Source organism: Paraburkholderia panacisoli (genome assembly GCF_008369935.1).
GTDB classification, from domain to species: domain Bacteria; phylum Pseudomonadota; class Gammaproteobacteria; order Burkholderiales; family Burkholderiaceae; genus Paraburkholderia; species Paraburkholderia panacisoli.
Genome location: NZ_VTUZ01000047.1, coordinates 41947 through 65449, shown reverse-complemented (window position 1 = coordinate 65449; position 23503 = coordinate 41947). Strand labels below are relative to the sequence as shown.

The following is a 23503-nucleotide window of genomic DNA, read 5'->3' as shown; positions in this document are numbered from 1 at the left end:
CCATGAAGACACCAGACCTTCTTGTGATCGGCGGCGGCATGGCAGGGTTTTGCGCCGCACTCGAAGCGGCGCAGGCCGGCTTCGCCGTGACCCTGCTCGAAAAGCAACCCGAAACCGGCGGTTCGTCCGCGATGAGCGGTGGCTGTCTTGCGTTCGCAGGCACCGATCTGCAACGCGGGCACGACGTCGAGGACAGCGACGAACTGCTGTTCACCGACCTGCGCGAAGTCGGCCAGTTCGACAACGACGAAACGCTGGTGCGCGCCTATGTCGATCATCAACTCGATACCTATCACTGGATGCGCAATCACGGCGTCGTGTTCGGTCCGTCGATTGAAACCTCGTCGGGTCAGTCGGTGCCGCGCGTGCATTCGGTCGATCCCGCCGACGCGGTGCGGCAACTGGCGCGCGCGTGTACCGCCACCGGACGCGTCACGGTGCATCTGAACGCACCGGCGCACCGACTGATCCGTGACGCCCAAGGTCGATTTGCCGGCGTACAGGCAACCATCGACGGCGAGCGCCACGCGTTGACTGCGCGCTTCGGCGTGATCCTGGCGAGCGGTGGTTTTTGCCGCAACGCCGAAATGGTCCATCGCTTTGCTCCGCAATATGACGACGCCGTGTTCATCGGCGGGGACGGCAACGTGGGCGACGGCCTGAGGATGGCGATGGAGTTCGGCGCAGACCTGCGTGACATGGCTTATATCAAAGGGACTTACGGCAAGCATCCGCTCGACGAAACCAATCATCACAGTTGCCTCGCGGTGTACAAGGGCGCGATCGCGGTCAATCAGGACGGCCGGCGCTTCGTCGACGAGTCGGTGTCGTACAAGCTGCTCGGCGATGCGGCGATTCGCCAGCCCTACGGCGCGACCTTCCAGATTCTCGATCAACACGTGATGGACAGCGGCGACGACCGCGTGCGTATTCTGGATTTTCAGCGCCGCCTCGACGAAGGACTGTTCACCCATGCCAACAGTCTCGACGAACTGGCGCAACTGATCGAGGTGCCGGCCGACACGCTGCGCGATACGGTCACTGCGTACAACGCCGGCGTCGATGCCGGCCGCGACGAAGCATTCGGCCGTACGCACCTCGTCCACCATCACGGCGCGCTGTGCCGGATCGAGCAGGCTCCGTTCTATGCGTACCCGTCCACGGCCGCCGTGTTCGGCACCTATTGCGGCTTGCGCGTGAACGCCTCGATGGCGGTGGTCAACGTGTTCGACGAGACGCTCGACGGCCTGTTCGCCGCGGGCGAGGTGGTCGGAGGCTTCCACGGCGGCGCTTACATGACGGGCACCGCGCTCGGCAAGGCGGCCATCTTCGGACGTCTTGCCGCGCGCAGCGCATGCGGCACAGCGAGGCGCACATGAAGATCTGTGCCCTGCTTGGCGGTATTCTCGATCCCAAATGGCCGCTGCCGCCGCACGACTATCTGCAGCGACCCGAGATGCTCGACGGCATCGCGCGCAAGCTGAGTCCGTTCGACGAGGCCGCGCTAGAAGTCGCGCTGCGGCTGCGCGAGACGACGCCTTCGTCCACGCTTGCGGTCTACATGCCCGACGGGCCCGGCGCCGAGGGACTGATGCGGGCAGTTGCCGCACACAAGCCGGATCAGGTAGGTCTGCTTGCGATCGATCAGACAGTGCACTGGGACGTCGCGGCGTTCGCGCGCCAGGCCGCCGCCGGCCTGCGTGGCGCAGACGCCGGCACGCTCTGGCTGATTGGCCGCGAATTCGGCGATCTCGACGACGGCGCATTCGGCGCGTGCCTCGCGCACGCAGCAGCCGCCAGCCTGATTGCGATGGCCGAAGAGCTGCGCGTCGACGCGCAGGGTACCCTGCGCGCGCTGCGTACCCGCACCGACGTAACCGAACAGGTGCGTGTGCCTCACGCGTGCGTGGTCACGCTGACCAATGCGCGCGGCAACCGCCTGCGCCATCCGTTGATGAAGAACGTGATGCTTGCGAAGAAACTCGCAATCGACCGTGTCGCCTGCATCAGCGACGACCCGCCCGCCGCGCGCGTCACCCCGGCGCAACTGCTTGCGGCCGCCGGCGCCAGCCGCGCCCGCGCCGCGCCGCTGCCCGCATCGGCCGGCCTTGACGCCCAGCTGAATGCGGTCCTTCAACTCCTTTGTACGACCAGCCCAACGTGACCCCTGCCCCGACTCCCCGTGTCATCGCCCTGCTGATCGCCGAGCGGGACGACGCGCACGAACTCGTGCGCCACGCCGAAGACGTGCTCAACGAAACTTTCGCGCGCTTGCCGGCGCATGCCGGGCCGCCCGAGGTGCTGGCCGTCTGCGTGACGCGCCGCTACGACGCGCAGCTCGTCGAAGCGCTGCAAAGACTTTCGCTGCGCACGATCGTGGCCGTGACCGTGCCCGATCTGCGCGCCCCCGTGCAGGCAGCCGACCTCGCAAGCGTGCTGGAACGCACGCTTGCCGCGCAGGCGCTCGGCCCGCATGACTTCGTGTGCGCGCCCGCCAGCGCGCTCGGTGAAGAAGTCGCGGGGCGCCTTGCAGCCGCATGCGGCGGTGTCGCATTCGGCCGCATCCAGCAGTTCGGCTTCGACCATCCGGGCGCGCACGCACACCGGACCGTCTTCGGAGGGCGCGCGAGTGTTCGCGTGCATGCCGGGACCGGTCCCTGGTTCGGCGCGCTACGCGCGCAACCAGCGAGTGCCAGGCAACCCTCTGCTGTGCGAGCCGCCACAGTGCTGCACGAAGAAGCGAGCGTGCCTTACGACGCCGAAGAGATCACCCTGTTGCCGAGCGACGCCGCGCGGCGGCCGGTCGAGACCGCACGCGTCGTCGTCAGCGGCGGACGCGGCATGCAGAGCGCCGAGGGCTTCGCGCTGCTCGAACAGCTCGCGACCCGGCTCGACGGTGCGGTCGGCGGGAGCCTGCCCGCCGTCGATGCCGGCTGGGTGCCGGTCACGCACCAGGTCGGACAGTCAGGCAAGTTCGTCAGTCCCGAGGTGTACGTCGCGGTCGGCATCTCGGGCACCCCGCAACATCTGGCCGGCATAGGTACAGCAACGCGGATCGTCGCGATCAACAACGATGAAGAAGCGGATATTTTCCGTGCCGCAGACCTTGGCATCGTTGCCGACTGGCACACGTTCGTGCCCGCGCTGATCGCCCGCATCGACGCGGCGCGCGGCGCGAATGCCGGATCGCGGTAGGCAGTCGCCCCCAACACCATCAAGGAGCAGGCAAGCAGCATGGACAGACTGTGGGCAATGGAAGTATTCGCGAGAGTGAGCGAGTGTGGGAGCTTTTCGCGGGCAGCGGAATCGTTGAATCTCGCGAACGCCACGGTGACATCGTGCGTTCGCAACCTCGAAAGGCATCTGGGCGTCACACTGCTGCAGAGAAATACGCGGCATCTGCGCCTCACCGACGCCGGCGAGCGCTTCCATGCCCGCTGCAAGGTGTTGCTCGAAGACGTGCTCGCTGCCGAACAGGAGGCCGCGCAAGCGCACGCTGAGGTGCGCGGCACGCTGAACGTCGAGGCCCCGATCGCGATCGGGCACGCGCTGCTGTTGCCGACGCTGCCGTCTCTGCTCGCGGAGCACCCGGGTCTGTCGGTCAACGTGAATCTGACCAACCAGCCGCACGCGCTGATCGAGCGTGGCATCGACATCGCGATCCGCATGGATGCGGTCGAAGATTCCGACCTGGTCGCCCGGCCGCTTTACGCAGCGAGCTATGTCGTGTGCGGCCGCCCCGACGTGGTCGACGGACTCCGCACAATGGACCCGTTGGATCTCGATCCGTCGTGCTGCCTCGGTCTTTTCCCGGACGGACGTCCTACATTGCAGCCGTGGCTGTTCGCGCGCGACGGCGAAGAGTCTGTCGTGCGCCCCGCCGGGCGGCTCTCGTTCAACAGTTCAGACGCACTCGTCAATGCCGCAAGTCAGGGATTCGGACTGATCTGCGTGCTCGACCTGTTTGTGCGCAGCGAACTCGCGAGCGGCAAACTCGCCACGATCTTCGACGAATGGGAGCACGGCGGGAGGGTGTTCCATCTGGTGTCCGCAAAGTCGAGCTTCGTGTCGCCAAAGGTGAAAGTGTTCAGCGACTTCCTGCTCGACGTGGTGGGGTCACAGAGCCGTCCCGATCATCGTGAGCGGATTCCGGTGCAGCGCGGTCGCTGAACGCTTCATTTGTCGACACGGCTGCAAAGCGGATTCTTGCGGCTCTCCGCGCGGTGGCACAGCTGCGCGTCGCGTCATTTCGCGCTTTCCCCAGCTGTCCGCCGCTGCGGATTCAAGCAGCGAACAGCGCATGGGACATCTGAATAGCGGCGCGTGCAAATCGAAACGTGCTCATCGTGCTGACGGCGCGCCTGCGCCGGATGGCGTCGCGCCCGGCAGCCTCGGGCTCGACGGCTAACCCGGAGGTTCACCGCGAGTGGCATGCAACGTATTCAGGCCATAGAACGCAAGAACTTCGCGCACCCGCGCCTTGTCGGGCTGCGCCGAGAAATAGCCGCGCCGACAGGCCTGCAGGCCCGACGCACGGCGCAGATCGACCAGCAACTCTGCGTCCTTGATCCACGCCGCGAGGGAGTCGAGGACGGGCACGCCGTCCACATCACGAACACCATTGCGCGCAAGCAAGACATTCAGCGGTGCTTCGCCCGGAATGATGACCTCCGCGCCCTGCGCGATCAGCCGCCGCGAGCTGTCCTGGAACGTTGCAATCAACCGCGACGGCTCGTTGAATGCCTCCAGCACGTCCGCGAACCGAAAACCAACGTGATGCGCTCCCACGAAGCGCTCGCCGAGACCGTGGCGCGCTGCATTGTCCGCGACCAGTTCGGCGAGTTCGTCAATAAACACCAGCACGCCGAACCGTCTGCCAAGCTGGCACGCACGTAGCATCGCCGATTCGCCGTAGCCAACCACGGGGATGTCGAGCAGCGAGCGCGTCTCGCGCAGCGCCGGCTCCGGGAGTGTGCTGATCGCATACGCGTCGAAGCCCTCTTCTTCCGCGCGGACACCCGCTGCGAGAAACTGCAGCCCATGCAGGAACTGTAGCGACGCATACTTGATGTCGTCGCCGGGGTAATGCGTGCGGTACGTTCCTTGCGCCATGCCGTGCATGATGATTTCGGTGTCCGCGCGCGCGACGACGCGAAAGTGCTCGCGCAGCGCGTCGCTATACGGACCGAGGTCGGACAGAACCGTGAAGCTTTGATGCCAGATGCGAATACTCATCGTGTCATTCCCTGGAAGTCAACGGAAAAGGTGCTGCCGCACGCTGCTACGCGGCAGCACCGCCCGACGCGTGCCACTCAAGCGAACGCGACGCTCTCGGACGTCTCGATGCGGCAAAAGCGCCGGATGCTTTCGATCGAATTCACGTGCTCCTGCGCTGAGTGCGCCGCGCAACAGTCTTCGAGCACGACCACCTCGTAATCGCGATCGTGCGCGTCACGCACGGCAGCCTGCACGACGGCCTGGGTAGACACGCCGGAGCACACGATGCGGGTCACGCCACGAGCGCGCAACTGTGCTTCAAGCGTCGTCGCATAGAACGGACTTACGCGATGCTTGACTATCTGCAGGTCGGTATCGCGCACTTCGAGTTCGGGATGAATTTCAGTGCCCCACTGGCCCAGCTTGAACAGCCCCGCCGCCGGCGCGCCCGAGAATACCGGTGAATTCGGCGGACACTCCTGATAATGGGCGCTGAAACCCACTCGCACGAAGCCGACCAGCGCGCCGGCCACCCGCGCCTTCTGCAATGCCTGCGCCGTGCGTGCGGTGATCTCGCGCTGCCGCACCTGTTCGCCCAGCGGCCCCTTGCCGTTGGGTCCATCCGCGTGCACCAGATCGTTCTGCATATCGAGGAGCAGATATACGGTTTGACTCAATTTGAATTCCTCCTGGTTAGTCACAAAACATACCGCCGTTGACGTCGAGAATTTCGCCCGTGACGAAACCGTTCGACGGAGCGGACAAAAACAGAACCGCACGCGCGACATCTTCGGGCGTCCCCATCCGGCCCGCGGGAATCAGCGCGCGCAGCGCATCGGGAAACGCCGTGGTCATCGCGGTGGCGATCGGGCCGGGAGCAACGGCGTTGACCGTGATGCCGTAGCCGGCCAGCTCCTTTGCAAGAAACAGCGTCAGCATATGAACTCCCGCCTTCGACACACCATACGCAACGTTACCGGCGCGCTGCTGCTCGCCCGGATCGAGCCACGGACGCGCATTGCCCGCATTCTTGCCTACCACCGATCCGATGTTGACGATGCGTCCCGCACGTTGGGCGATCATCTGGGCCATCGCCGCCTGGCAGCAGAGAAACACGCCCTTCAGGTTGATGTCGATGACGCGATCCCATTCCGACTCCGCGAGCGTCACCGCTGCGCCGAACGAAACGACGCCTGCGGCATTCACGAGAATGTCGAGCGCGCCGTGACGATCGACGACGCCACTCACCACGCGCGCGGCGGCGTCGCTTGACGTCACGTCCAGTTCTACGCTTTCGACCTGCACAGCCGAATCGCCGTGGGGCGGCCCCATCCGGTCAGCGCTGACGACCGTCGCGCCGGCTTGCGCGAGCGCGCGCACGACGGCCGCGCCGATCGAACCTGCGCCGCCCGTCACGAGCGCCACTTTTCCGTGTAGTTCCTTCAGCATTGGCGTATGTCTCCTGTCACCGTTGCGCGGCCGGGTCGCGTGCGCGCAACGCTGCATGCGCACCTGCCGTACGGCCGATCACGGAACCCGCCGTCAAGCCGATCCCGCCCGCGTATTTCACGTAGTAAAGGCCGCCCACCATTTCGCCCGCTGCGTACAGGCCCGGCAACGGCTGGGCGGCTTCGTCGAGCACCTGCCCGTGGACGTTCACTTTCACCCCCCCATACGTGCAGGTAATGCCGCACGTCACCGCATACGCAACGAATGGGCCCGTGTCGAGCGGTTGCGCCCAGTTCGACTTGGGCGGCTCGATGCCCTCGGTACAGAGGCCGTCGCGGATCGCCGGATTGAACGGCACATCAACGCGTATCGAGCGGTTGTACGCGTAGACCGTTTCGAGAAACGCGGCGCGGTCGATCCCTTCCAGCTTGCTCGCCAACGCTTCGAGCGAATCGGCCGTCACCTTTGTGGCGTGCTTCACCCGATACTCGTCCGGCAACAAGGCCGCCCCCTTCGCGTCGAACACCTGCCAGGCCATCGCGCCAGGCTGCGCCAGCACGCGTGCGCCCATTCCTGAATAGGTGTAGTTGCGAAAGTCGCGCCCTTCGTCGATGAAGCGCCGCCCGTCGGCATTGACGACAATGCCGAGCGTGAAGTAGTTCTTCTGCTGGTTGAGCAGATTGATATCGCCGAATGCGGGTGCGTTCAGGTCATAGAAGACCGCATGACAGCCCGTCCAGTTGCCGTGCGGGACCGCGCCTGCGGACATGGCGAGTGCGATGCCGTCGCCCGTGTTGTAGCGCGATCCGCGGACGCGCGCGAGGTCCCAGTTATGCCCGAGGTATTGAGCGCGCCACGCAAGATTCGCGTGAAAGCCACCGGTCGCCAGCACTACCGCGCCAGCATCGACTGGCTCGTAGCGGCCGCAATGCTGTACGCCAATCCGCCAGCGCCCATCTTCACGCGTCGCGCTGGTCGCCCGGGTGTCGTAGCGGATGTCCACACCTGCCGCCTCCGCACGCGCATATAGCGCCTCGACGAGCCCCAGACCGCCGCCGGATACCTCTACCGTCAGGCCGCCCCAGAACTTCTGTCTGCCGTCGACGCGAAACGACTGCCGTCCGTAGATTGGCGCGAAGCGTACGCCCTGGTCGCGCAACCACAGCATCGTCGCGAGGCTTTGATCAACGAGGTGCTCCAGCACGTCTGCATCCGCGCGATAGCCGCTCATCGCGACCGACTCTTCGAAAAACTGCGTCGCCGGATAGCTGCCGAAGTCGGCACCGTTCAGTTCGTCGTCCTGCAGGTCCGGCATCAGCCTGACGAGATCGTCGACACCGTCGTAAGCGATCCGGAACGCGCCACCCGTGAACGCCGAGTTGCCGCCACGGTGCTCCCGTGGCGCACGCTCCAGCAGCATCACACTCGCCCCCGATTCCCGCGCCGACAACGCCGCGCAAAGTGCAGCATTGCCGCCGCCCGCCACCAACACATCGCATGCATCCATGTCCCCTCTCTATGCAGCCTGCGCCGCGATCCCTGATGTCTGTCCGGACACCATGGTCGCGCAGGACGCCGCTAGAGGTACAGGCAGGGAAATCGAAAGGCTCTTTTGATTTTTTGCACGGCTCGCGACTGTCGGCCGCGCATGGGTATCAATACATACTCGCTAGCGCGGAGCGGAGCGTGCCGTGTCACATCTTTCATTATTTTCAAATAGAGCTTTCGCCTCGCGACGCTCGTTCCGCGCGCGGCTAGCCGATAGAGTAGATCGCTCACGGCGGTAGCCATGCAAACGCAGGCGCGAACGCACAGCCGTAGCGAAGCGATTCACGACACAGACCGGACAGTGGAGGAAACGATGCGAAGGATTTCTACACAAAAGACCGCAAAAAAAGTCGCGTTCGCGACGATGATTGGAACCGCGACGGAGTGGTACGACTACTTCCTGTATGGAACAGCCTCCGCATTGGTCTTCGAGAAGCTGTTTTTCCCGAACTTCTCACAAGTGGCCGGTTCGATGGCGGTATTTGCCGTATTTGGTATCACGTTGGTGGTTCGCCCTGTGGGCGCCGCGGTCTTCGGCCACTTCGGTGACCGGCTCGGCCGCAAGAGCATGCTGGTGGTGTCGATTCTCGTGATGGGCATCGGCACGTTCGTGATCGGTCTACTGCCCACCTATGCGTCGGTCGGCCTATGGGCACCACTCGCGCTCGTGGTCCTGCGCCTGCTTCAAGGTTTCGCGGTGGGCGGCGAGTACGGCGGCGCAACCACGATGGCCATCGAATATGCGCCTCTGAACAAGCGCGGCCTGTATGCGGCGATTCCTCAGGTCGGCAACCCGCTCGGCATGCTGCTCGGCACATCGACGCTTTATCTGTTCGCGCAGTTGCCGGAAGCGCAGTTTCTGGCGTGGGGTTGGCGGGTGCCGTTTCTCCTCAGCGCCGTCATGGTTGCCATCGGACTTTATATCCGGCTCAACATAGCGGAGACTCCCGCATTCGAACGGGCTCGCGCGGGCCGCCGGCAGCGCGCCGCACCGCTTGCGCTGCTATGGCGCCACTATCGCCGTACGCTTGTACTCGTCATTCTCGCGCCCGCCGCGCTGAACGTCGGCTTCTACATCTATTCGACATGGTCGCTTTCATATCTGACGCATCAAGTCGGAGTGCCGATTCACGTGCCGCTCATGGCCGTCATGGCCGCCGCCGCACTTAACGTGTTCGCCCAGCCGCTGTTCGGGATGTTGTCGGACCGCTTCGGCAGACGGCCAGTTTATATCGGAGGCGCGCTGTGGATCGGCGCCGTTGCGTTTCCATTCTTCTGGCTCATTCAGACCGGATCACCGTTGCTGGTGACGCTCGCGATGATTCTCGCAATCACCATCGGACACGGCGCGACCTACAGCGTACAGGCGAGCTTCTTTTCCGAGGCGTTCGACACGGGCGTCCGGTATAGCGGTTTGTCGATCGCCTATCACCTGTCTGCCGCTCTGTTCTCCGGTCCCGCGACTTTCCTGGCCGCAGCACTGGTCGCGTGGACTCATGACACGTGGGCGATTTCCGCTTCGATCGCGATCGCGTCACTGCTGTCCGTTGCCGCTACCTTGGGGCTGAAAGAAACTTCACGCCGGCCAATGACCGACGCCCCCGATATCGCAGGCGTGACGGATAACGAGCGACATTCCGCAGCGCCCCTCGTGCGCTGACGCTTATCTGCCCAGGGTATAGCAACGCGCGGATGCCGACATTGGAGACGGAGGTTGAGCCGCCGAGATTGCCGTTCGCCAATCCGCCGAACGAGCCGCTCGTCGATGTATTGGCAGTCGCAACTGTCCGAACTGGTTCTTCGCATGGTGCATTGTGGCCTAGCGCACTGAGAATGACGATAACCGCGAACACTATCTGTTTGGGCGTTCTCATGATGACCCATGGCGCAAAGCGAAACCTGCATGCCAGGAGTTCTTCGAGGACGTTGGTAAGTGGGACCGCACGGCGTGGAACAGGTGACTTCATGCTCCGTGAGAATGCGCGAAGGTCCGCACGATTGCCGACAGCATGGTGTTCAACGGCTTCGGCCGTCGCAGTTGCGGTACGAGCGTTACTCGAACGCCAACAGATACGCGCCGACTAAACGAACGTTGGTCAGCTATAGGCCATTGTTCGCCCAGCGGCCCAAACGCATTGTCTCCGCGGGGAATATCCATGAAATTTTTCTCAATGCTGTCCGGACGCGAAGCAACGGACCGACACAAACCGGTCTCGCAAGAAAGCGCCGTCCCGAACGCGACCGACAACGCTCGGATCGTGTGGTTCATGGGACCGCGGACGAGCAGCTTGACCGGGGTAGGTCAGCATAGCCTCGCGTTGGCCGGAGCTTTGAGCAAATATACAAACTTCAATGTCGAAACAGTCGACATCGATGCACAACCTCGCTCGTTCAAGCGTTACTGGTATCAATTCGTGATGTATCCGTTGCACGCGATTCGCGTGGCCCGGTCATGCGGCATGATCATCCTTTACCAGGAAGACCTGAGCTACTTGATTCCGATAATCCACCTCGCTGGTGGCCGGGTCTGTCTGATGTTCCATCACGTTCAACGTCCAGGGCACGCTCGCGGCACAGTGGAGAAGCTCAAGGCACTTTATGTCCAGATGTTCCTTCCGCTGGCCCCGAAGGCAGATCTCGTGCTCGTGGAATGCGCCGCGGCAGCCAGGGACCTGCTCGAAGTCTCGCCGGTGAAGCCAGAGCGTGTCCAGATCGTGCCCTGCCCGTTCGAAGACAAATATGCGCCGCTCGATGCGGCGACGCCGCGAGAGACTCGCGCTCAGGCGAGGGCAATCCTGGAGCAGCGCCTTGGCTTGCAGATCGGCGACGCACTGATGTTACTCAATGTCGGCTCCGACGAGACCCGCAAGAACAACCTGACTGTGTTCCGGGCGCTGGCCAAGTTGGCGCGCAAGGATCTGATGATCGTTCGGGTAGGCAAGGCCTTCAACGCCGCGAATCGTATGGAATGCAAGACGCTCGCCAGTACATCCGGAATCCGCTTTCACTTTGCCGACTCCGTAAGCGAGGAAGACCTTGGATACTTCTATCAAGCCGCGGACATCTACGTTTCGGCGACGCTGAATGAAGGCTTCGGCCGCACCGTGATCGAGGCACAGATGGCGGGGACTCCCGTTGTCGCGTCGGACATCCCGGTCTTTCGAGGATCGATGGGTGACTCGTTCCTCGCTGTTGCAGATCCAACGAATCCGGACGAGTGGGCGACGGCAATCAGCAGTCTCGCCGACAACCCTTCATTGATGGACGAATTGAGGGAACGCGGCAAGACCAATGCATTGCAGTATTCGTCGCACGTGGTGTGCGCCGGGTTGCATCGCACTCTGCTTCGGGCTCTCCGGGGCTGAGAAGCCGGACGGCGGCTGCACACCTCGAGATCAAGGCACAGGGAATCCAATGCGAATACTCCAGCCAACGGTCCCGCATCCGCATCCGCAACCCATCTGATTGCGCCGACGTTCGGCGCGGTCGCTTTGCTGCTCAACACCGCGCTGCCCTATCTCGGCTACGGCGAGTCCGGTGCGCGATGAACCTTCTTGCTGATCTGTGTGTTCGTCATGTATCGGGTTGTGACGCGGCCTCTTTTTTCGTTTCGCGGCTTCATCTGATGGTGCTCGCGCTGACGGAATTCGTTGCCGGCGCCCGCATCGACGTTGGGCGACCTGATGATTGAGACGGGTTCAGGGTGAACCAAACGACGCCTTCCGCCGACTGCCCTCACGGTGCTCTAGTGGATCTTTGCCGACTCGCCGGCGACGGCGCAGAAGATGAAGCAAATCACTGCCGGTGAAGGGCCCGGCTGACCTGCCTTAAACCACTCAACCTGGCTTGCGACAACGGCGCCCTCTTGCACAATCGCCGATTGACAACGATGGCAACTCTCAACTTTGCGGAGACACCTCGAGGTTCGGTTGGTCGCATGCCGTTCGCTCTGACGCATCCGGGATGACGCCGCGCTCGTCGTCCAGTGCAATCGCCGGTTCGCGCGCGAACGCCACCGTCGCCAGCGCGTCCAGCACCCCATTCAGCACCCGGCCGCCGAAGTCATGATGAAACGCCCACACGCCATAAATGCGTCCGCGGAACGCCGGCTCAAACCCTGTCTCACGGCGGATCTGTTCGTCGGGGCAAAACCCCGAGCCCAGTCCAAACGAGAACAGCCCCTGCACTAATTCGCCGTCGGCATCGAAGGGGCACCCGAACCTGTCTGATACTAGTCCGCCCTGGCCGAGCTGCAGCGGGATCGGCGTGCCGCAATGATCGACGAGTACCGACATATTGGGCCCATACCCCGCGCCGTGGATGACGGCGACCGACTGGCTCAGGCATTCGCGCGCCCGCGCTCGGGCGGCCTCACTCGAATCGGCCTCAATCAGTTCCACGCGCGGTTTTGCACCGGGCACATGGCCGTTTGCCATGATCGAACGCGCAATGTCAAACGCCCGGTAGCGCAGACCACCTGCGCGGTTGACTCGCTTGGTGACGGGGCAAACGTCGTTCGCTTCGTCGACCTCATAGCCGTTGGCGCGCGCCTCCTCGATCGTTTCGAAAAATAAACGAATCGGCGATCGATGAATCACGGCAATTTCGTCCAGGCCGACGCCGTCCAGTTCCATCGCGAGGCGGTCAACCACAGTGAATGCGCTATGCGAACCACCGACGACCGTAATCCGGTTCGTGCCGCGCGTTCCATTCTTCGAGAAGTCGCGCGCGAACTCATCGACTAGTCGCGGAGTCGTCAGACTGAGCACATCATCAGACACGTAAGTCTTGACACTGGCAGCAGGCGGCGACAGGCGTAGTCCGCGACACAGTTCGTCGATTTCGCCCACGTGTTGCAGGCCGCCAAGATTCATCACAACGGTGTCGCTGGACACCCTGCTGAACGCGGTGGGATCACTCACTTCGTGATAGTCGATCTCGAAACCGCCGCCTTGAAGGCGCCGAATCCTGTCGATCTCGCGGCCGCGCAGCACAGTCACGTCGAAACGTGCAGTCACGTAAGCGAGGAGCTGCTCGGTCGCCAGCGCGAGCAGCGCGCCCGCGTCGGCGAGGCTCGGCGGCCCATCGGCCACCTCGACCATCCGCTTGTGCAGCGGCGAGTATGCTCTCAGCTCGCCGAACACCTCTTCGAAATTCTCGTGTTCGAGGCAAGCGAGAAAGGTATTTCCCACCGTATTGCCGGTGACGTTCGCATACTCGCCTAGCCTGCCCGAGCCGAACTCCGGGCGTTTGTCGATAATCAGAAGACCGTTTCTCGAGATATCAGGCAATTTACCCGTTTTGAAAGCATGAAAGAGAAAGCCCATACCCGACGGGCCAGCACCGCAAATGGCGCAAGAGAATTCGGTCCGTGCGATCCGGAAGACGGATGGCACCTCTGATTTTCGATTCACGTTTTTATTTCCTAAGCGGAAGATGCCGAGACTCCAATGTCATGCATAAAGAGATTTCCGCTCTGTTCGCTGCCGTACCGAACTTCCATGTAAGCATTCCACATTAACCGGTTGGGTAATTTGAGCAGAGCTATGCGGAACTACTCGCTATGCAGGCATGGCCGCCGCCCCAGCATTAAATCTCGTCTTGCGCGCGACTATCGCCCATGCGATCCGTGCCAATTTGTTGGCCAATGCGCTTTCAATAACATTCCAGTGTCGTCGCGCGAGTATTTCTCATGTCCAATTACCCAAAGATTGGGATTTTTTGTCGAATTACTGTATGAATACCCTTGCGCACTGGACTTGCAGCATATGGCGATTCTTCCTTCGCCTTTTGCTGATGCTCAGTAGGTCTGCCCGGTCCCCGTGCTGTATTAACCAATGCGCTGTCCACAGTATTGGAGTGTCGTCGCGCGATTATTTGTCGTGTCCAATTGCCCAAAGGTTGGGATTTTTTGTCGAGTTACTGCATGAATACCCTTGCGCACTGGACTTGCAGCATATGGCAATTCTTCTCTCGCCTTATGCTGATGCTCAGTAGGTGTGCCCGGTCCCCGTGCTGTATGAGTGCGGCACCAGCCCGATCGATTCCGCGAAGTCATGGCTGCGAGCATACTGCTTGCCAACATCTATCGATGCGGTCAGTACATTGGCGTGCAGTCGATCAGCATGGCGTCGAACTTGAGATTCCTGCTGCAGAAGCGGCGCGACAAGGCCGCGGTGAAACGGTTTTTCAAATGTGTATTGGCGGCTTATCCTGAGGTGCCGCGCAAGATCGTCACGGACCAGTTGCGCAACTCCTTACCCATTCCGGCGGCGAAGGCCGAGAACCCTGAGCGGGAAAACGTGAAGCACGCAAGCGTTCTTATCGAATTGCGGACCGATCCGGCAGCACTTCGCTCTGAAGCGACATCAGCTCAAGCACGACGACATGATCGGGGCAACGCGAGCCGAGTAGAATGCCGATTTTCGATAGAGAATCGGGGATCGGGATGACAACGAATAAGAAAGCGCGCGTTGAGGCACTGCGCCAGCGCCTGACGAAAGTGCAGGCAAAGATCGACAAGGAAGAAGCCAAGGAACGAGCGGCTGCCCTAGCAACGATCCATGCCCTCATGGACGAACACTCGCTGACCATCGCAGACGTCCGCCAGCCAGCGCGCAAACGCATTGCGGCCAATCCTAAGGTAGCGGCAAAGCGGAAGGTAGAAGCAAAATATCGTGATCCGGCGACGGGCAAGACCTGGAGCGGCCGCGGTCTTGCACCGCTGTGGATCAGGGATAAGAAGCGCGAGCGCTTTCTCATCGCCGAGTAAGCAGAAAACACATTTTGGCCGGCGGGTTAAGCGGGCGGCAGTATCCGCTCGCCCTGTCGTCAGCGATCAGGGTCGATCCCGCCAGTTTGTAAATCGAAAAAATCGCCCTGTGGAAGCCGTTCGTGATCTCGTGGCGGCTCGCGTCGTCAGGATGAGCGCGAGCGGCGTGCCGCCGGTGCCCTTGACGACTCGCCGGACGCATCCGGGTCGTGTGCGACCGGCGGCTTTTGGCTCAGTTTTCCCCTTGTCGCAACCGCTCCAGCAGAAACGGAATTGATGACGACGCGAGAAAAATCGATCCGGTCGGCTGCACGCAACTTCGCGAGCAGGATCTGGTGGAGCGGGTCCCAAACTCCGGCCCGTTGCCATTCGCGCAAGCGCCGCCAGCAGCTGATACCCGATCCGCAACCCATTTCAGCGGGCAGATCGTTCCAGCGAATGCCGCTCTTGAGCACGAACAGGATCCCGGTCAACGCGGCGCGATCGGCCACCGGTTTGCGCCCCGGGTATCGGAAGCGCCTCGGTTTGGCCCGCGGTAACAGTGGTTCGATCAACGCCCACAATTCGTCATCGATGATTGCCTTGGCCATCTCCTCGGTCCGCCTTCGCAACGGTCGAGGTTCACAGCCTAGCGGTCGAGCCAATAGTCCTCGAAGCTCTTTCTGAAACGTCCTCGAAGCGCGCTTGCCGACTGGCTGCGGACCTCAGTTCAGCTGAACCGATCCGCCTGTGATGCGATTCACTCCAGACGAACGACTCGATACATAAGTGCCCTTGATCAGCACTTTGCCCGCCCTGGTGAGCGTGATAGAAGCGTTACCGCAACGAAGCACCAGTTGTTCGCGCGCGCTCACGATCAATTGCTCGCCGTCTACATCGATTTCAACGTTTCCTGCGTTGCTACTGGACGGCGCGACACGCCCCTCGTGCATCACGCCGATAATCACCGGCCTGCGAGGGTCCGCGTCCTCGAACATCAGCGCCACCCGGCATCCGATATGCGGTTCACGCAGATCGACAAGCGTCTGCGCGGCGATCGCGGCCGGTCCCTCCTGAACGGAATAGCGAACCAGCGGCGTACGCCCCTCTTCGGCGATAGCCAGCAGTTCTCCGATGACCATGCCGGCAAATACGCCAGACGAGCGGGATGTGCGGGATGGCTGTGTCCGTGTGTCGCCCAGCGAGCCCTCGCGAGGCTCCTCTGCTGTCGCGAACTCGTCATATTCCATCCGGTCTCTACCACTCATCGCAAACCTCCATTCGTGTACTTCCCTTCAATTCTGCAAGATCTTCGATCCTTTCATCACGATATCGCTACTCGCATTGACATTGATTTTTCCACTGCCATCAACGGTAATGTCCTTTCCCTTGATCTGGATCGTCCCGTCCTTCTTCATGCTGATGCTGGCGCTGCCGGTGGTAATCGTGATCGATTCGCCCGCCTCAATGACGAGATTCTTCCCGACCGACAGCGCATCATCCTCGCCCACCGAACTGGAGCGCCCCTTGCCGACCGTACTCGCCTGCGCTCCGCTGATGGATTCGCTCGCATCCGCCGCCACGGTCACCGTTTGGCCTCCGCCGACATCGAGCGACTGATCAGACCCAACGCGAGTCGACTGAGTCCCGGCGATCCCCACCGTCTGATTTCCGCTCACATTCACCATCTGATCGGCCCCGACCGTCACGGCCTGATACGCCCCAACGGTCACCGCCTGAAACGCGCCCACCGTCACCGCCTGAAACGCGCCGACTGTCACCTCCTGCGCGCCGCCCACCGTGATCGTCTCGTTGATCCCCACGGTATGCGTCCGCTGCAACGCGACCGTCGCAGTCTCACTCGCGTCGACTGTCTTCGTCCGATTCGCCCCGATCGTGATTTTTTCATTGGCCCCGACCGTTTCGGTGCGGTTGACCCCAATCGAAATCGTTTCGTTGTTCCCCACGGTCTCGGTGCGATCATGCTTCACATGCGTGGCCTCGTCGTTATCCACGTTTTTCTTGCGATCGTGCCCGACCCAATGCGTCTCGTCGTGCTCCACCTCGATATCCTGGTTCTTCTCCGCATGGAGCAGTACCTGCTCTGCGCCCTTCTTGTCCTCGAAACGCAACTCGTTGCAGTTCGCACCGCTGCCGCCCTTGCTCGAGCGGCTCTTGATTCCCGATTGCGTCATATTCGCAGGCAGCTCATAAGGCGGCATCTGCTCGGCGTTATAAACACGCCCGGTGATGATCGGCCGGTCGGGATCGCCCTCCAGAAAATCGACGATCACCTCCTGTCCGATACGTGGAATTGCGACCGCTCCCCAGCCCTTGCCCGCCCAAGGCTGCGACACGCGCATCCAGCACGAACTGTTTTCGTCGCGTTTGCCGACGCGATCCCAGAAGAACTGCACTTTCACGCGCCCATAGCTGTCGGTGTAAATCTCATCGCCGCCAGGTCCGACCACGGCGGCCGTCTGCGGTCCTTGCACAAATGGCTTGCGCGTCGTTCGTGCCGGCGCGAATGGCTGTTTCGCGTCGATCGCCGAGAACCAGCATTCGCATCGGCTTGGCTGGCTGCCTTCGAACGCTTCGTAATCGGCCAGATCGATTTCGTAGCGCGTGCGCGTCACCAGATACTGAGTGTTCTGATCAGTGCGCGGATGGCGCTCCAGCTTCAACAGGCTGCCGATGCGTACGCTCATGCTGTTCGTTCTGGCATCCACCTGGTGCCAGTTGATCGCCGCATCTTCGCCGAGCAATGGCTCGGCCCACAATTCGTCGGCGCGCGCCTTCGCCCTGCTCTCCCCATGGTCGGGATCGACGTAACCCCCGGGATAATCGAAGTGTTCGAGATCCCCAAACGCATCGAAGCCTGGCATGCTCTTTACCGCCTTCTTCTGCAACGGCCGCGAAGGATGCTTGAAGTCGTAGTCGGTCACGAGCCAGTTGTGCGTCTCGATCTCGCGGCGGGCCTGCCACTCGCTCACATATTCGGCGCCTGGCGACCCGCTCAACACCGCACCGTACGGCAGCGATTCGCACCCCGGCACACTCTCGTGTGTCGCGAGCGTGTCGGTCAGTATCAGCGACTCCTTGCCGTCGCGATCCTGATACCAGTAATAGATCCCTTCATCTTCCAGCAGCCGGCTCACGAAATTGAAGTCCGACTCGCGATACTGCACGCAATACTCGCGCGCGGGATGCTTGCGCGTATTCGCCTTCCATTTGATCTCGCCGAATTCCACGCTCTTGTAGACCGGGTCGGCAAAAATGGCCTTGACGATATCCTCCACGCTCTTGTTCTGAAAGATCCGGCAATTGGCGCGCCGCGTGAGTAGCCAGAGCCACGGCCTGACCGCGGCCTCATACACATGCAGCCGGCCGCGCATACCGGTTTGCCTGAATCCGACTACGTAGCCCGAGAAAATCCGCGGCTTGCCCTTCGGCACGTGGAGCGACACTGTCACGCGCTTTCCGAGGATGCGCCGGAAATCGATGTCCGGGCGTTTGGACACCAGCGTCAGGTCGTAGGTGAACATGCGTCCCAGTTCGGCTGCGGCACGCATGCTCAGAAACTGGATGTCGTCGCCGAGCGGTGTATCGATCGTGACGAGCCGCGGCTGGGCCATGAACGGTATCTCCGGCGGCGGACCCGCGCCGCGCTCAGCGGATTTCTGTACTCTTCACGTTCCAGCCGAACTTGCTCGATGCACCCATGGCGCCCGCATCGTCCTGCGGCTTGTGTTCGAATTCGATGTCGTGAAAAGCCAGGGTCACGGTCTCGGACACGCCTCCGCCCGTCACCGCGCTGTGCCTCACGGACGTGACCATCACCCCCTTCAAGGCAATGGTGAGATATTCCTTTTGTCCCTCGCCCGCCTTGAAGACCGTCAGCTTGCCGCTAGCAATGTGTGTGCCCTTCGCGCAGCACATCGCCAGCGCCGTGGACGACGAGTCGTATTCGTGAACGAAGATGAGCTCGTCCGGTGTCGCCTTGCCGACCGCAAGGCCACTTGCCATCGTCGAACTGCTGGCGTTCTGGACGCCCCACTGCCACGACTGCACTTCGATTTGACCTTCTGCGCCCTTGTGTTTCGAATCGCCCTTGACCTTATCTAGTTGTAGATAACAATCGATCGTGCCCATGACTCGCTCCTCGTGATATGTCGATGACCTGGGGTCCCGTGGCGACGCTGCTAGGTAAACGAAACGCCGGGCGCATTTTTGAAAGGGCCGGCTCTTCAAAATCGTGTGCGGCCGACCGTCTTTGCATCGATACCGTTGAAATCGGCGACGCAAGTGATCACCCCCAGGCGAGGAACGTGACGATGCCTAACTCCGATGCTTCGCCGCAGCAAGCCGGGAGCCGTCTGACGCTGGAATATCTGTACCAGCTCGACGCGCTCTCGCTCGTCTCGTCTGACGACATGTTTCTCCACATCATCCCGAAGCGCAGTAACACGCCGCTCAAGGGTGAGGCCCCGGCGCGCGGCGACTGGGAGACGCCGATGCAGATTCACGGCTGGCGCTGGGCCCAGGGCTACGACACGTACCATCCCGGCCAGGCGCTCAATGCGAACGACATGCGCGTGACCGACCTCTCCGTGATCAAGGTGGTCGACGCGACTTCGCCCGCTATCGCAAAGCTGTGCGCGCAGGCCGAACTGCTCGCGCTGGCGCATATCAAGTGCTTCAAGTCCGGCGGACCGGCCAGCGGCGCGCAGATCGAGTTCCTGTCGATGAAGCTTGAGGACGCATATATCCGCAACTACCATATCTACACGAGTGCCCGGCTCATGAGGGCGTGTGAAATCTTCGAGATATCGGCGCGGACGCTGACGATGACCTGCGCGCCGCAAACGATAACCGGCAGCCGCGGCGCGGAAGTGACTTTCGCGCTCGACGTAGCGGCACGGCGGGTGACATGAGCGGGCCCGGCGCAGCGCATTCGAGGAGCGCTCATGGCCGAACCGAAAGCCACTGACCGCCTGCAACCGTCGCTGCTCGACCGGCTGATCGACGACAACCCGCAGAGCCGTGTCGAGGAGGACGATGCGCGCTTCCTGACAAAGCGGACTTTGCGCGCCGCCGTACTGCGGGACCTGTCCTGGCTCTTCAACACGACCAATCTCGCGGACGAGATCTCGATCGACCGCTATCCCGCCGCGTATGCATCCGTGCTGAATTTCGGCTTGCCGAGCCTGTCGGGCGGCTTTGCGTCGACGCTCGATGCTGTCGCGCTCGAACAGGCGATCCGCGAAGCAATCGTGCTTTTCGAGCCGCGCATCGCGCCTGAGTCGATCGAAATCGAGCCCGTGCTGGACCGTCCGGTGCTCGACATGCACAACCAGATTGCACTCGTGATACGGGGACTGTTGTGGGCACAGCCGGCGCCGCTGGAATTCGCGCTGCGAACCCAGATCGACCTCGAGGAAGGCGGCATCACGTTGACCGAACTGCCACGCTGATTTCTCCGAACCCGCGATATGGATCCTCGCCTGCTCAAACACTACAACACCGAACTGGCGCACCTGCGCGAGATGGGCGTGGAATTCGCACAGCAGTTTCCGAAGATTGCGGCGCGCCTGGGCATCAACGACTTCAACGTCGCGGATCCGTATGTCGAGCGGCTGCTCGAAGGAACCGCATTTCTCGCAGCCCGTGTGCAATTGAAGCTCGAAGAAGAATTTCCGCGCTTCACCCAGCATCTGACGCAGGTCGTGTTGCCGCAGTCGGCCTGTCCGACTCCGTCGATGTTGATCGCACGACTCGCTCCCGATCTCGGCAATCCCAATCTCGCCACGGGTTTCACGGTGCCGCGCCACACCGCGCTGATCGCCAGCCAGGCGTCAGGCGATGCGGTCCACTGCCAGTTCAGAACCGGCGCGGACTTGACCCTATGGCCGCTCGAACTGACGGACGCGCGTTATCTGGCGCAGGTCACCGATCTGCCGCTCACGACACTGCCAGGAACGCGCGCGCTCGCAAGACGCGTGAAGGGCGCGTTGCGCCTGCGTCTGTTGGCGGCGGAGGGACTGAGCTTCGACATGCTCAGTCTCGACAGCTTGCGTCTCTACTTCGCCGGCGGCGACGATACCGCCTGGAAACTCTTCGAATTCGTCACCGGTAGCGCACTCGCTGTTGTGATCTCGACACCGCAGCGGCCCGTATCGCGCGTCGACACGCTAGCCGGTGACGTTGTCTCAAGCACTGGCTTCGACGACGACGAAGCCCTGTTGCCCGTCACGCCGAACGCGTTTCAGGGCTACCGGCTGCTGCATGAATATTTCGCTTTTGCCGAGCGCTTTCGCTTCGCCAGAATCGATGGCCTGTCAGCCGTGCTACCCGCGTTTGCGTCGCGTGAAATCGAACTGACAATCCTGCTCGCGAATGGCGACGCGGCGCTCGAACGCGTGATCTCGCGCGAGCACCTGTTGCTCGACTGCGTGCCCGCGATCAACCTGTTTTCAAAACATGCGGACCGCGCGTTCGTGTCGGATAACGTCGCAGAGTTTCATGTGGTGCCGGACCGCACCCGCCCGCTCGACTTCGAGGTGCATACGGTCACGGCCGTGTCAGGCTATGGCGCAGGTGACGACAGCGAGCAGGTGTTTCATCCGTTCTACGGAGACTTTCTCGCTGACCGTCCCGAGGACGCGGCCTATTTCACGGTGCGCCGCGAGCCGCGCGTCGTGCCCGCCGAGCGCAAGCGAAGCGGCTATCGCACTGAATACGTGGGGAGCGAAGTATTCGTGTCGATCGTCGATCCGCGGGAGGCACCCTACAGCGGCGACCTGCGGCAACTGTCCTTCGAAACGCTTTGCACCAATCGGGACTTGCCGCTCCTCATGCCGCACGGCGGCACGCAAAACGACTTCGCACTCGACATTGCGGCGCCCGTGGCTTCGGTTCGCTGCGTCACGCGGCCCTCGCCGCCCGCCGCGCCATGTCTGGATTTTGGCCACAACTGGCGGCTCGTGGATCAGCTAGCGCTGCACTACCTGTCGCTGTACGACGGCGACGCGCGCGAAGGCGCAGCCGCGCTGCGCTCGCTCCTGAGCTTGCACGTGTCGGGCAACGACGAAGTCAGCCGGCGGCAGATCGCGGGTATCCTCTCGGTGCATGCGACGCCTGTGGTGCGGCGCTTGCCGATGCCCGGACCCATCGCGTTCGGGCGCGGTCTGCAGATCGAACTGAGCGCCGAGGATATGGCATTTCAGGGCGGCAGCGCTTACCTGCTCGGTTGCGTGCTCGACCGGTTTTTCGCGCGCTATGTATCGATCAACGCGTTCGTGCAGACGGTTCTGCGCACGACGACTCGCGGCGAGATCCTTCGCCTGCCCCCGCGATGCGGAATCCGTCAGATCTTCTGAGCGCGGCGGACGACGAGCCGCCGGCCCCCGACGCCCCTGCGGACGACGCAGCCGCGCGGGCGCAAGCGCTCGATGCACTTTTCGAGCGTGTGGCCGCCGCGCCGCACGAATATGACTTTTTTCAGTTGATGCGCCGTATCGAGGCGCTCACTCCGCATCTGCCGCGTCTTGGCACGGCGTCGCGTCCAACCGAAGAAGCGATCCGGCTCGCGCAGGACGTATCTCTCGCCTTCGCGCCCGCACCGCTCGCCGCGTTGACACGAACCAACGGACGGGTGCAAACGAATGCGCCGCGCCTTTCACAGCGCTTTTTCGGCCTGCTCGGACCGAACGGCCCATTGCCGCTGCATCTGACCGACTTCGCCCGCGAGCGCATCATGCATCACGGCGACGCGGCTTTTGCGCATCTGCTCGACCTGCTGTTACACCGCTTTCTGCTGCTGTTCTACCGCGCCTCGTCTCTGGGACGTCCCGCGAACAGCCTCGATCGCCCCGGCGACCGCTTCGCGTTCTATGTCGGCTCCCTGATCGGCTTCGCCGATGATGCCAGCCGTGGGCGCGATGCGGCGTCCGATTTCGCGAGGCTGCACTTCGCTGGACTAATCAACATGCAGACGCGGCCGCTCGAAGTGCTCGAAGCGATCACCGGCGCCGTGCTACGCGTGCCGGTGCGTGTCGAACCGTTCTGCGGACACTGGATGACACTGGAACGCGCCGAACGTACGCGTCTGCAAACGCGCGGCCCGCATGCGCAACAGAGCCGGGCACGCTCGAGCATGGCCCGCCTCGGCAGCGGCGCCGTGCTCGGCGGACATGTCTGGGACCGGCAGCACAAGTTTCGTCTCGTGATCGGCCCGCTGTCGCTTGCGCAATACGAAGCGCTGCTGCCCGGCGGCGCTGCGCTCGCACCACTCGTCGCGCTGGTGCGGCAGCATCTGAACCGCGAACTGGCATGGGACGCGAAGCTGATCCTGCACGCGGGCGAGGTGCCGGCGTTCAGGCTCGGCGGTTACGGACGTCTCGGCTACTCCGCCTGGCTCGCGCAGCGCGAACGGCGCCACGACGCAGCCGACCTCGCGCTGGATGCGGACGGACGCGTGCCGCTGTGACGTTCCGATTACCTCGCGCTTTCAAAAAAACCGCTCGCAAAGCCGTCTTA

The 23503-nt window shown here is 62.5% G+C and carries 19 protein-coding genes and 2 pseudogenes; 12 read left to right on the top strand and 9 right to left on the bottom strand.

Going from position 1 to position 23503, the window contains the following annotated elements:
• Positions 1-2: 2 nt before the first annotated feature.
• The 4 genes from FVF58_RS41325 to FVF58_RS41310 are packed head-to-tail and all read left to right on the top strand — an operon-like array spanning position 3 to position 4170.
• The gene (locus FVF58_RS41325; RefSeq protein WP_149675405.1) at positions 3-1379 is read left to right on the top strand and encodes an FAD-dependent oxidoreductase; all 1377 of its coding nucleotides are present in this window, start codon (positions 3-5) and stop codon (positions 1377-1379) included.
• Positions 1376-2164, top strand: coding sequence for an adenine nucleotide alpha hydrolase family protein (locus FVF58_RS41320; protein WP_188131107.1), 789 nt, complete (start codon positions 1376-1378; stop codon positions 2162-2164). The genes FVF58_RS41325 and FVF58_RS41320 overlap by 4 nt, the downstream gene beginning before the upstream one ends.
• On the top strand, positions 2161-3195 hold the full coding sequence (locus FVF58_RS52345; RefSeq protein WP_223191206.1) for an electron transfer flavoprotein subunit alpha/FixB family protein: 1035 nt from the start codon (positions 2161-2163) through the stop codon (positions 3193-3195). The genes FVF58_RS41320 and FVF58_RS52345 overlap by 4 nt, the downstream gene beginning before the upstream one ends.
• A gap of 39 nt (positions 3196-3234) precedes the next feature.
• The gene (locus FVF58_RS41310) at positions 3235-4170 is read left to right on the top strand and encodes a LysR family transcriptional regulator (RefSeq protein WP_149675403.1); all 936 of its coding nucleotides are present in this window, start codon (positions 3235-3237) and stop codon (positions 4168-4170) included.
• A 234-nt stretch (positions 4171-4404) separates the two neighbouring features.
• Here FVF58_RS41310 and FVF58_RS41305 read toward each other — a convergent pair whose 3' ends face one another.
• From FVF58_RS41305 to tcuA, 4 genes are all read right to left on the bottom strand, one after another.
• The gene (locus tag FVF58_RS41305) at positions 4405-5235 is read right to left on the bottom strand and encodes an aspartate/glutamate racemase family protein (protein ID WP_149675402.1); all 831 of its coding nucleotides are present in this window, start codon (positions 5233-5235) and stop codon (positions 4405-4407) included.
• A gap of 77 nt (positions 5236-5312) precedes the next feature.
• Positions 5313-5894 (bottom strand): cysteine hydrolase family protein, encoded by a 582-nt coding sequence (locus FVF58_RS41300; protein ID WP_246217443.1) that lies wholly within the window; start codon positions 5892-5894, stop codon positions 5313-5315.
• 16 nt (positions 5895-5910) lie between these two features.
• Positions 5911-6666 carry an SDR family NAD(P)-dependent oxidoreductase gene (locus tag FVF58_RS41295; RefSeq protein ID WP_149675400.1) on the bottom strand — a complete coding sequence of 252 codons (756 nt, stop codon included), beginning with the start codon at positions 6664-6666 and terminating at the stop codon, positions 5911-5913.
• Between the two features lie 16 nt (positions 6667-6682).
• Complete coding sequence (gene tcuA, locus FVF58_RS41290) at positions 6683-8173, bottom strand: FAD-dependent tricarballylate dehydrogenase TcuA (RefSeq protein ID WP_149675399.1); 1491 nt, start codon at positions 8171-8173, stop codon at positions 6683-6685.
• A gap of 354 nt (positions 8174-8527) precedes the next feature.
• Between tcuA and FVF58_RS41285 the strand changes: the two genes are divergently transcribed.
• Together FVF58_RS41285 and FVF58_RS41280 are read left to right on the top strand one after the other, a co-directional pair.
• Positions 8528-9874, top strand: a complete 1347-nt coding sequence (locus FVF58_RS41285; RefSeq protein WP_188131106.1) for an MFS transporter — start codon at positions 8528-8530, stop codon at positions 9872-9874.
• Between the two features lie 511 nt (positions 9875-10385).
• Entirely contained in the window at positions 10386-11579 is a 1194-nt protein-coding gene (locus FVF58_RS41280) for a glycosyltransferase (protein ID WP_188131105.1), read from the top strand.
• 534 nt (positions 11580-12113) lie between these two features.
• On the opposite strand, the gene FVF58_RS41275 is transcribed toward FVF58_RS41280, so the two are convergent.
• On the bottom strand, positions 12114-13214 hold the full coding sequence (locus FVF58_RS41275; RefSeq protein ID WP_149675396.1) for a hypothetical protein: 1101 nt from the start codon (positions 13212-13214) through the stop codon (positions 12114-12116).
• A gap of 1106 nt (positions 13215-14320) precedes the next feature.
• Here FVF58_RS41275 and FVF58_RS41270 point away from each other — a divergent pair.
• Both FVF58_RS41270 and FVF58_RS41265 read left to right on the top strand, forming a co-directional pair.
• Positions 14321-14592: pseudogene (locus tag FVF58_RS41270) on the top strand (DDE-type integrase/transposase/recombinase); the annotation flags it as partial.
• Between the two features lie 70 nt (positions 14593-14662).
• A complete protein-coding gene (locus FVF58_RS41265; protein WP_246217442.1) occupies positions 14663-14986 on the top strand; it encodes an H-NS histone family protein in 324 nt (107 codons plus the stop codon).
• Positions 14987-15130: 144 nt separating this feature from the next.
• Here FVF58_RS41265 and FVF58_RS41260 read toward each other — a convergent pair.
• From FVF58_RS41260 to FVF58_RS41245, 4 genes and pseudogenes are all read right to left on the bottom strand, one after another.
• Positions 15131-15576 (bottom strand): annotated as a pseudogene (locus tag FVF58_RS41260) (transposase); the annotation flags it as partial.
• Between the two features lie 114 nt (positions 15577-15690).
• A complete protein-coding gene (locus tag FVF58_RS41255) occupies positions 15691-16233 on the bottom strand; it encodes a DUF6484 domain-containing protein (protein ID WP_246217441.1) in 543 nt (180 codons plus the stop codon).
• 27 nt (positions 16234-16260) lie between these two features.
• Positions 16261-18600, bottom strand: coding sequence for a type VI secretion system Vgr family protein (locus FVF58_RS41250; RefSeq protein WP_149675394.1), 2340 nt, complete (start codon positions 18598-18600; stop codon positions 16261-16263).
• 34 nt (positions 18601-18634) lie between these two features.
• Positions 18635-19117, bottom strand: coding sequence for an Hcp family type VI secretion system effector (locus FVF58_RS41245; protein WP_149675393.1), 483 nt, complete (start codon positions 19115-19117; stop codon positions 18635-18637).
• Positions 19118-19299: 182 nt separating this feature from the next.
• On the opposite strand from FVF58_RS41245, the gene FVF58_RS41240 reads away from it, so the two are divergent.
• From FVF58_RS41240 to tssG, 4 genes are read left to right on the top strand one after another with little or no spacing between them, the layout of a single operon-like run.
• The gene (locus FVF58_RS41240) at positions 19300-19899 is read left to right on the top strand and encodes a type VI secretion system tube protein Hcp (protein ID WP_149675392.1); all 600 of its coding nucleotides are present in this window, start codon (positions 19300-19302) and stop codon (positions 19897-19899) included.
• A gap of 33 nt (positions 19900-19932) precedes the next feature.
• Entirely contained in the window at positions 19933-20439 is a 507-nt protein-coding gene (gene tssE, locus FVF58_RS41235) for a type VI secretion system baseplate subunit TssE (RefSeq protein ID WP_149675391.1), read from the top strand.
• Between the two features lie 18 nt (positions 20440-20457).
• On the top strand, positions 20458-22344 hold the full coding sequence (tssF, locus tag FVF58_RS41230) for a type VI secretion system baseplate subunit TssF (RefSeq protein ID WP_149675390.1): 1887 nt from the start codon (positions 20458-20460) through the stop codon (positions 22342-22344).
• Positions 22320-23453 (top strand): type VI secretion system baseplate subunit TssG, encoded by a 1134-nt coding sequence (gene tssG, locus FVF58_RS41225; RefSeq protein WP_149675389.1) that lies wholly within the window; start codon positions 22320-22322, stop codon positions 23451-23453. Before tssF ends, tssG begins: the two co-directional genes overlap by 25 nt.
• The last annotated feature ends 50 nt before the right edge of the window (positions 23454-23503 follow it).

Excerpts from the sequence above, each read along its gene's own strand:
- FVF58_RS41325 (WP_149675405.1), top strand. The coding sequence starts at position 3 with ATGAAGACACCAGACCTTCTTGTGATCGGCGGCGGCATGGCAGGGTTT.
- FVF58_RS41320 (WP_188131107.1), top strand. The coding sequence starts at position 1,376 with ATGAAGATCTGTGCCCTGCTTGGCGGTATTCTCGATCCCAAATGGCCG.
- FVF58_RS41310 (WP_149675403.1), top strand. The coding sequence starts at position 3,235 with ATGGACAGACTGTGGGCAATGGAAGTATTCGCGAGAGTGAGCGAGTGT.
- FVF58_RS41305 (WP_149675402.1), bottom strand. The coding sequence starts at position 5,235 with ATGAGTATTCGCATCTGGCATCAAAGCTTCACGGTTCTGTCCGACCTC.
- FVF58_RS41295 (WP_149675400.1), bottom strand. The coding sequence starts at position 6,666 with ATGCTGAAGGAACTACACGGAAAAGTGGCGCTCGTGACGGGCGGCGCA.
- tcuA (WP_149675399.1), bottom strand. The coding sequence starts at position 8,173 with ATGGATGCATGCGATGTGTTGGTGGCGGGCGGCGGCAATGCTGCACTT.
- FVF58_RS41285 (WP_188131106.1), top strand. The coding sequence starts at position 8,528 with ATGCGAAGGATTTCTACACAAAAGACCGCAAAAAAAGTCGCGTTCGCG.
- FVF58_RS41280 (WP_188131105.1), top strand. The coding sequence starts at position 10,386 with ATGCTGTCCGGACGCGAAGCAACGGACCGACACAAACCGGTCTCGCAA.
- FVF58_RS41265 (WP_246217442.1), top strand. The coding sequence starts at position 14,663 with ATGACAACGAATAAGAAAGCGCGCGTTGAGGCACTGCGCCAGCGCCTG.
- FVF58_RS41255 (WP_246217441.1), bottom strand. The coding sequence starts at position 16,233 with ATGAGTGGTAGAGACCGGATGGAATATGACGAGTTCGCGACAGCAGAG.
- FVF58_RS41250 (WP_149675394.1), bottom strand. The coding sequence starts at position 18,600 with ATGGCCCAGCCGCGGCTCGTCACGATCGATACACCGCTCGGCGACGAC.
- FVF58_RS41245 (WP_149675393.1), bottom strand. The coding sequence starts at position 19,117 with ATGGGCACGATCGATTGTTATCTACAACTAGATAAGGTCAAGGGCGAT.
- FVF58_RS41240 (WP_149675392.1), top strand. The coding sequence starts at position 19,300 with ATGCCTAACTCCGATGCTTCGCCGCAGCAAGCCGGGAGCCGTCTGACG.
- tssE (WP_149675391.1), top strand. The coding sequence starts at position 19,933 with ATGGCCGAACCGAAAGCCACTGACCGCCTGCAACCGTCGCTGCTCGAC.
- tssF (WP_149675390.1), top strand. The coding sequence starts at position 20,458 with ATGGATCCTCGCCTGCTCAAACACTACAACACCGAACTGGCGCACCTG.
- tssG (WP_149675389.1), top strand. The coding sequence starts at position 22,320 with ATGCGGAATCCGTCAGATCTTCTGAGCGCGGCGGACGACGAGCCGCCG.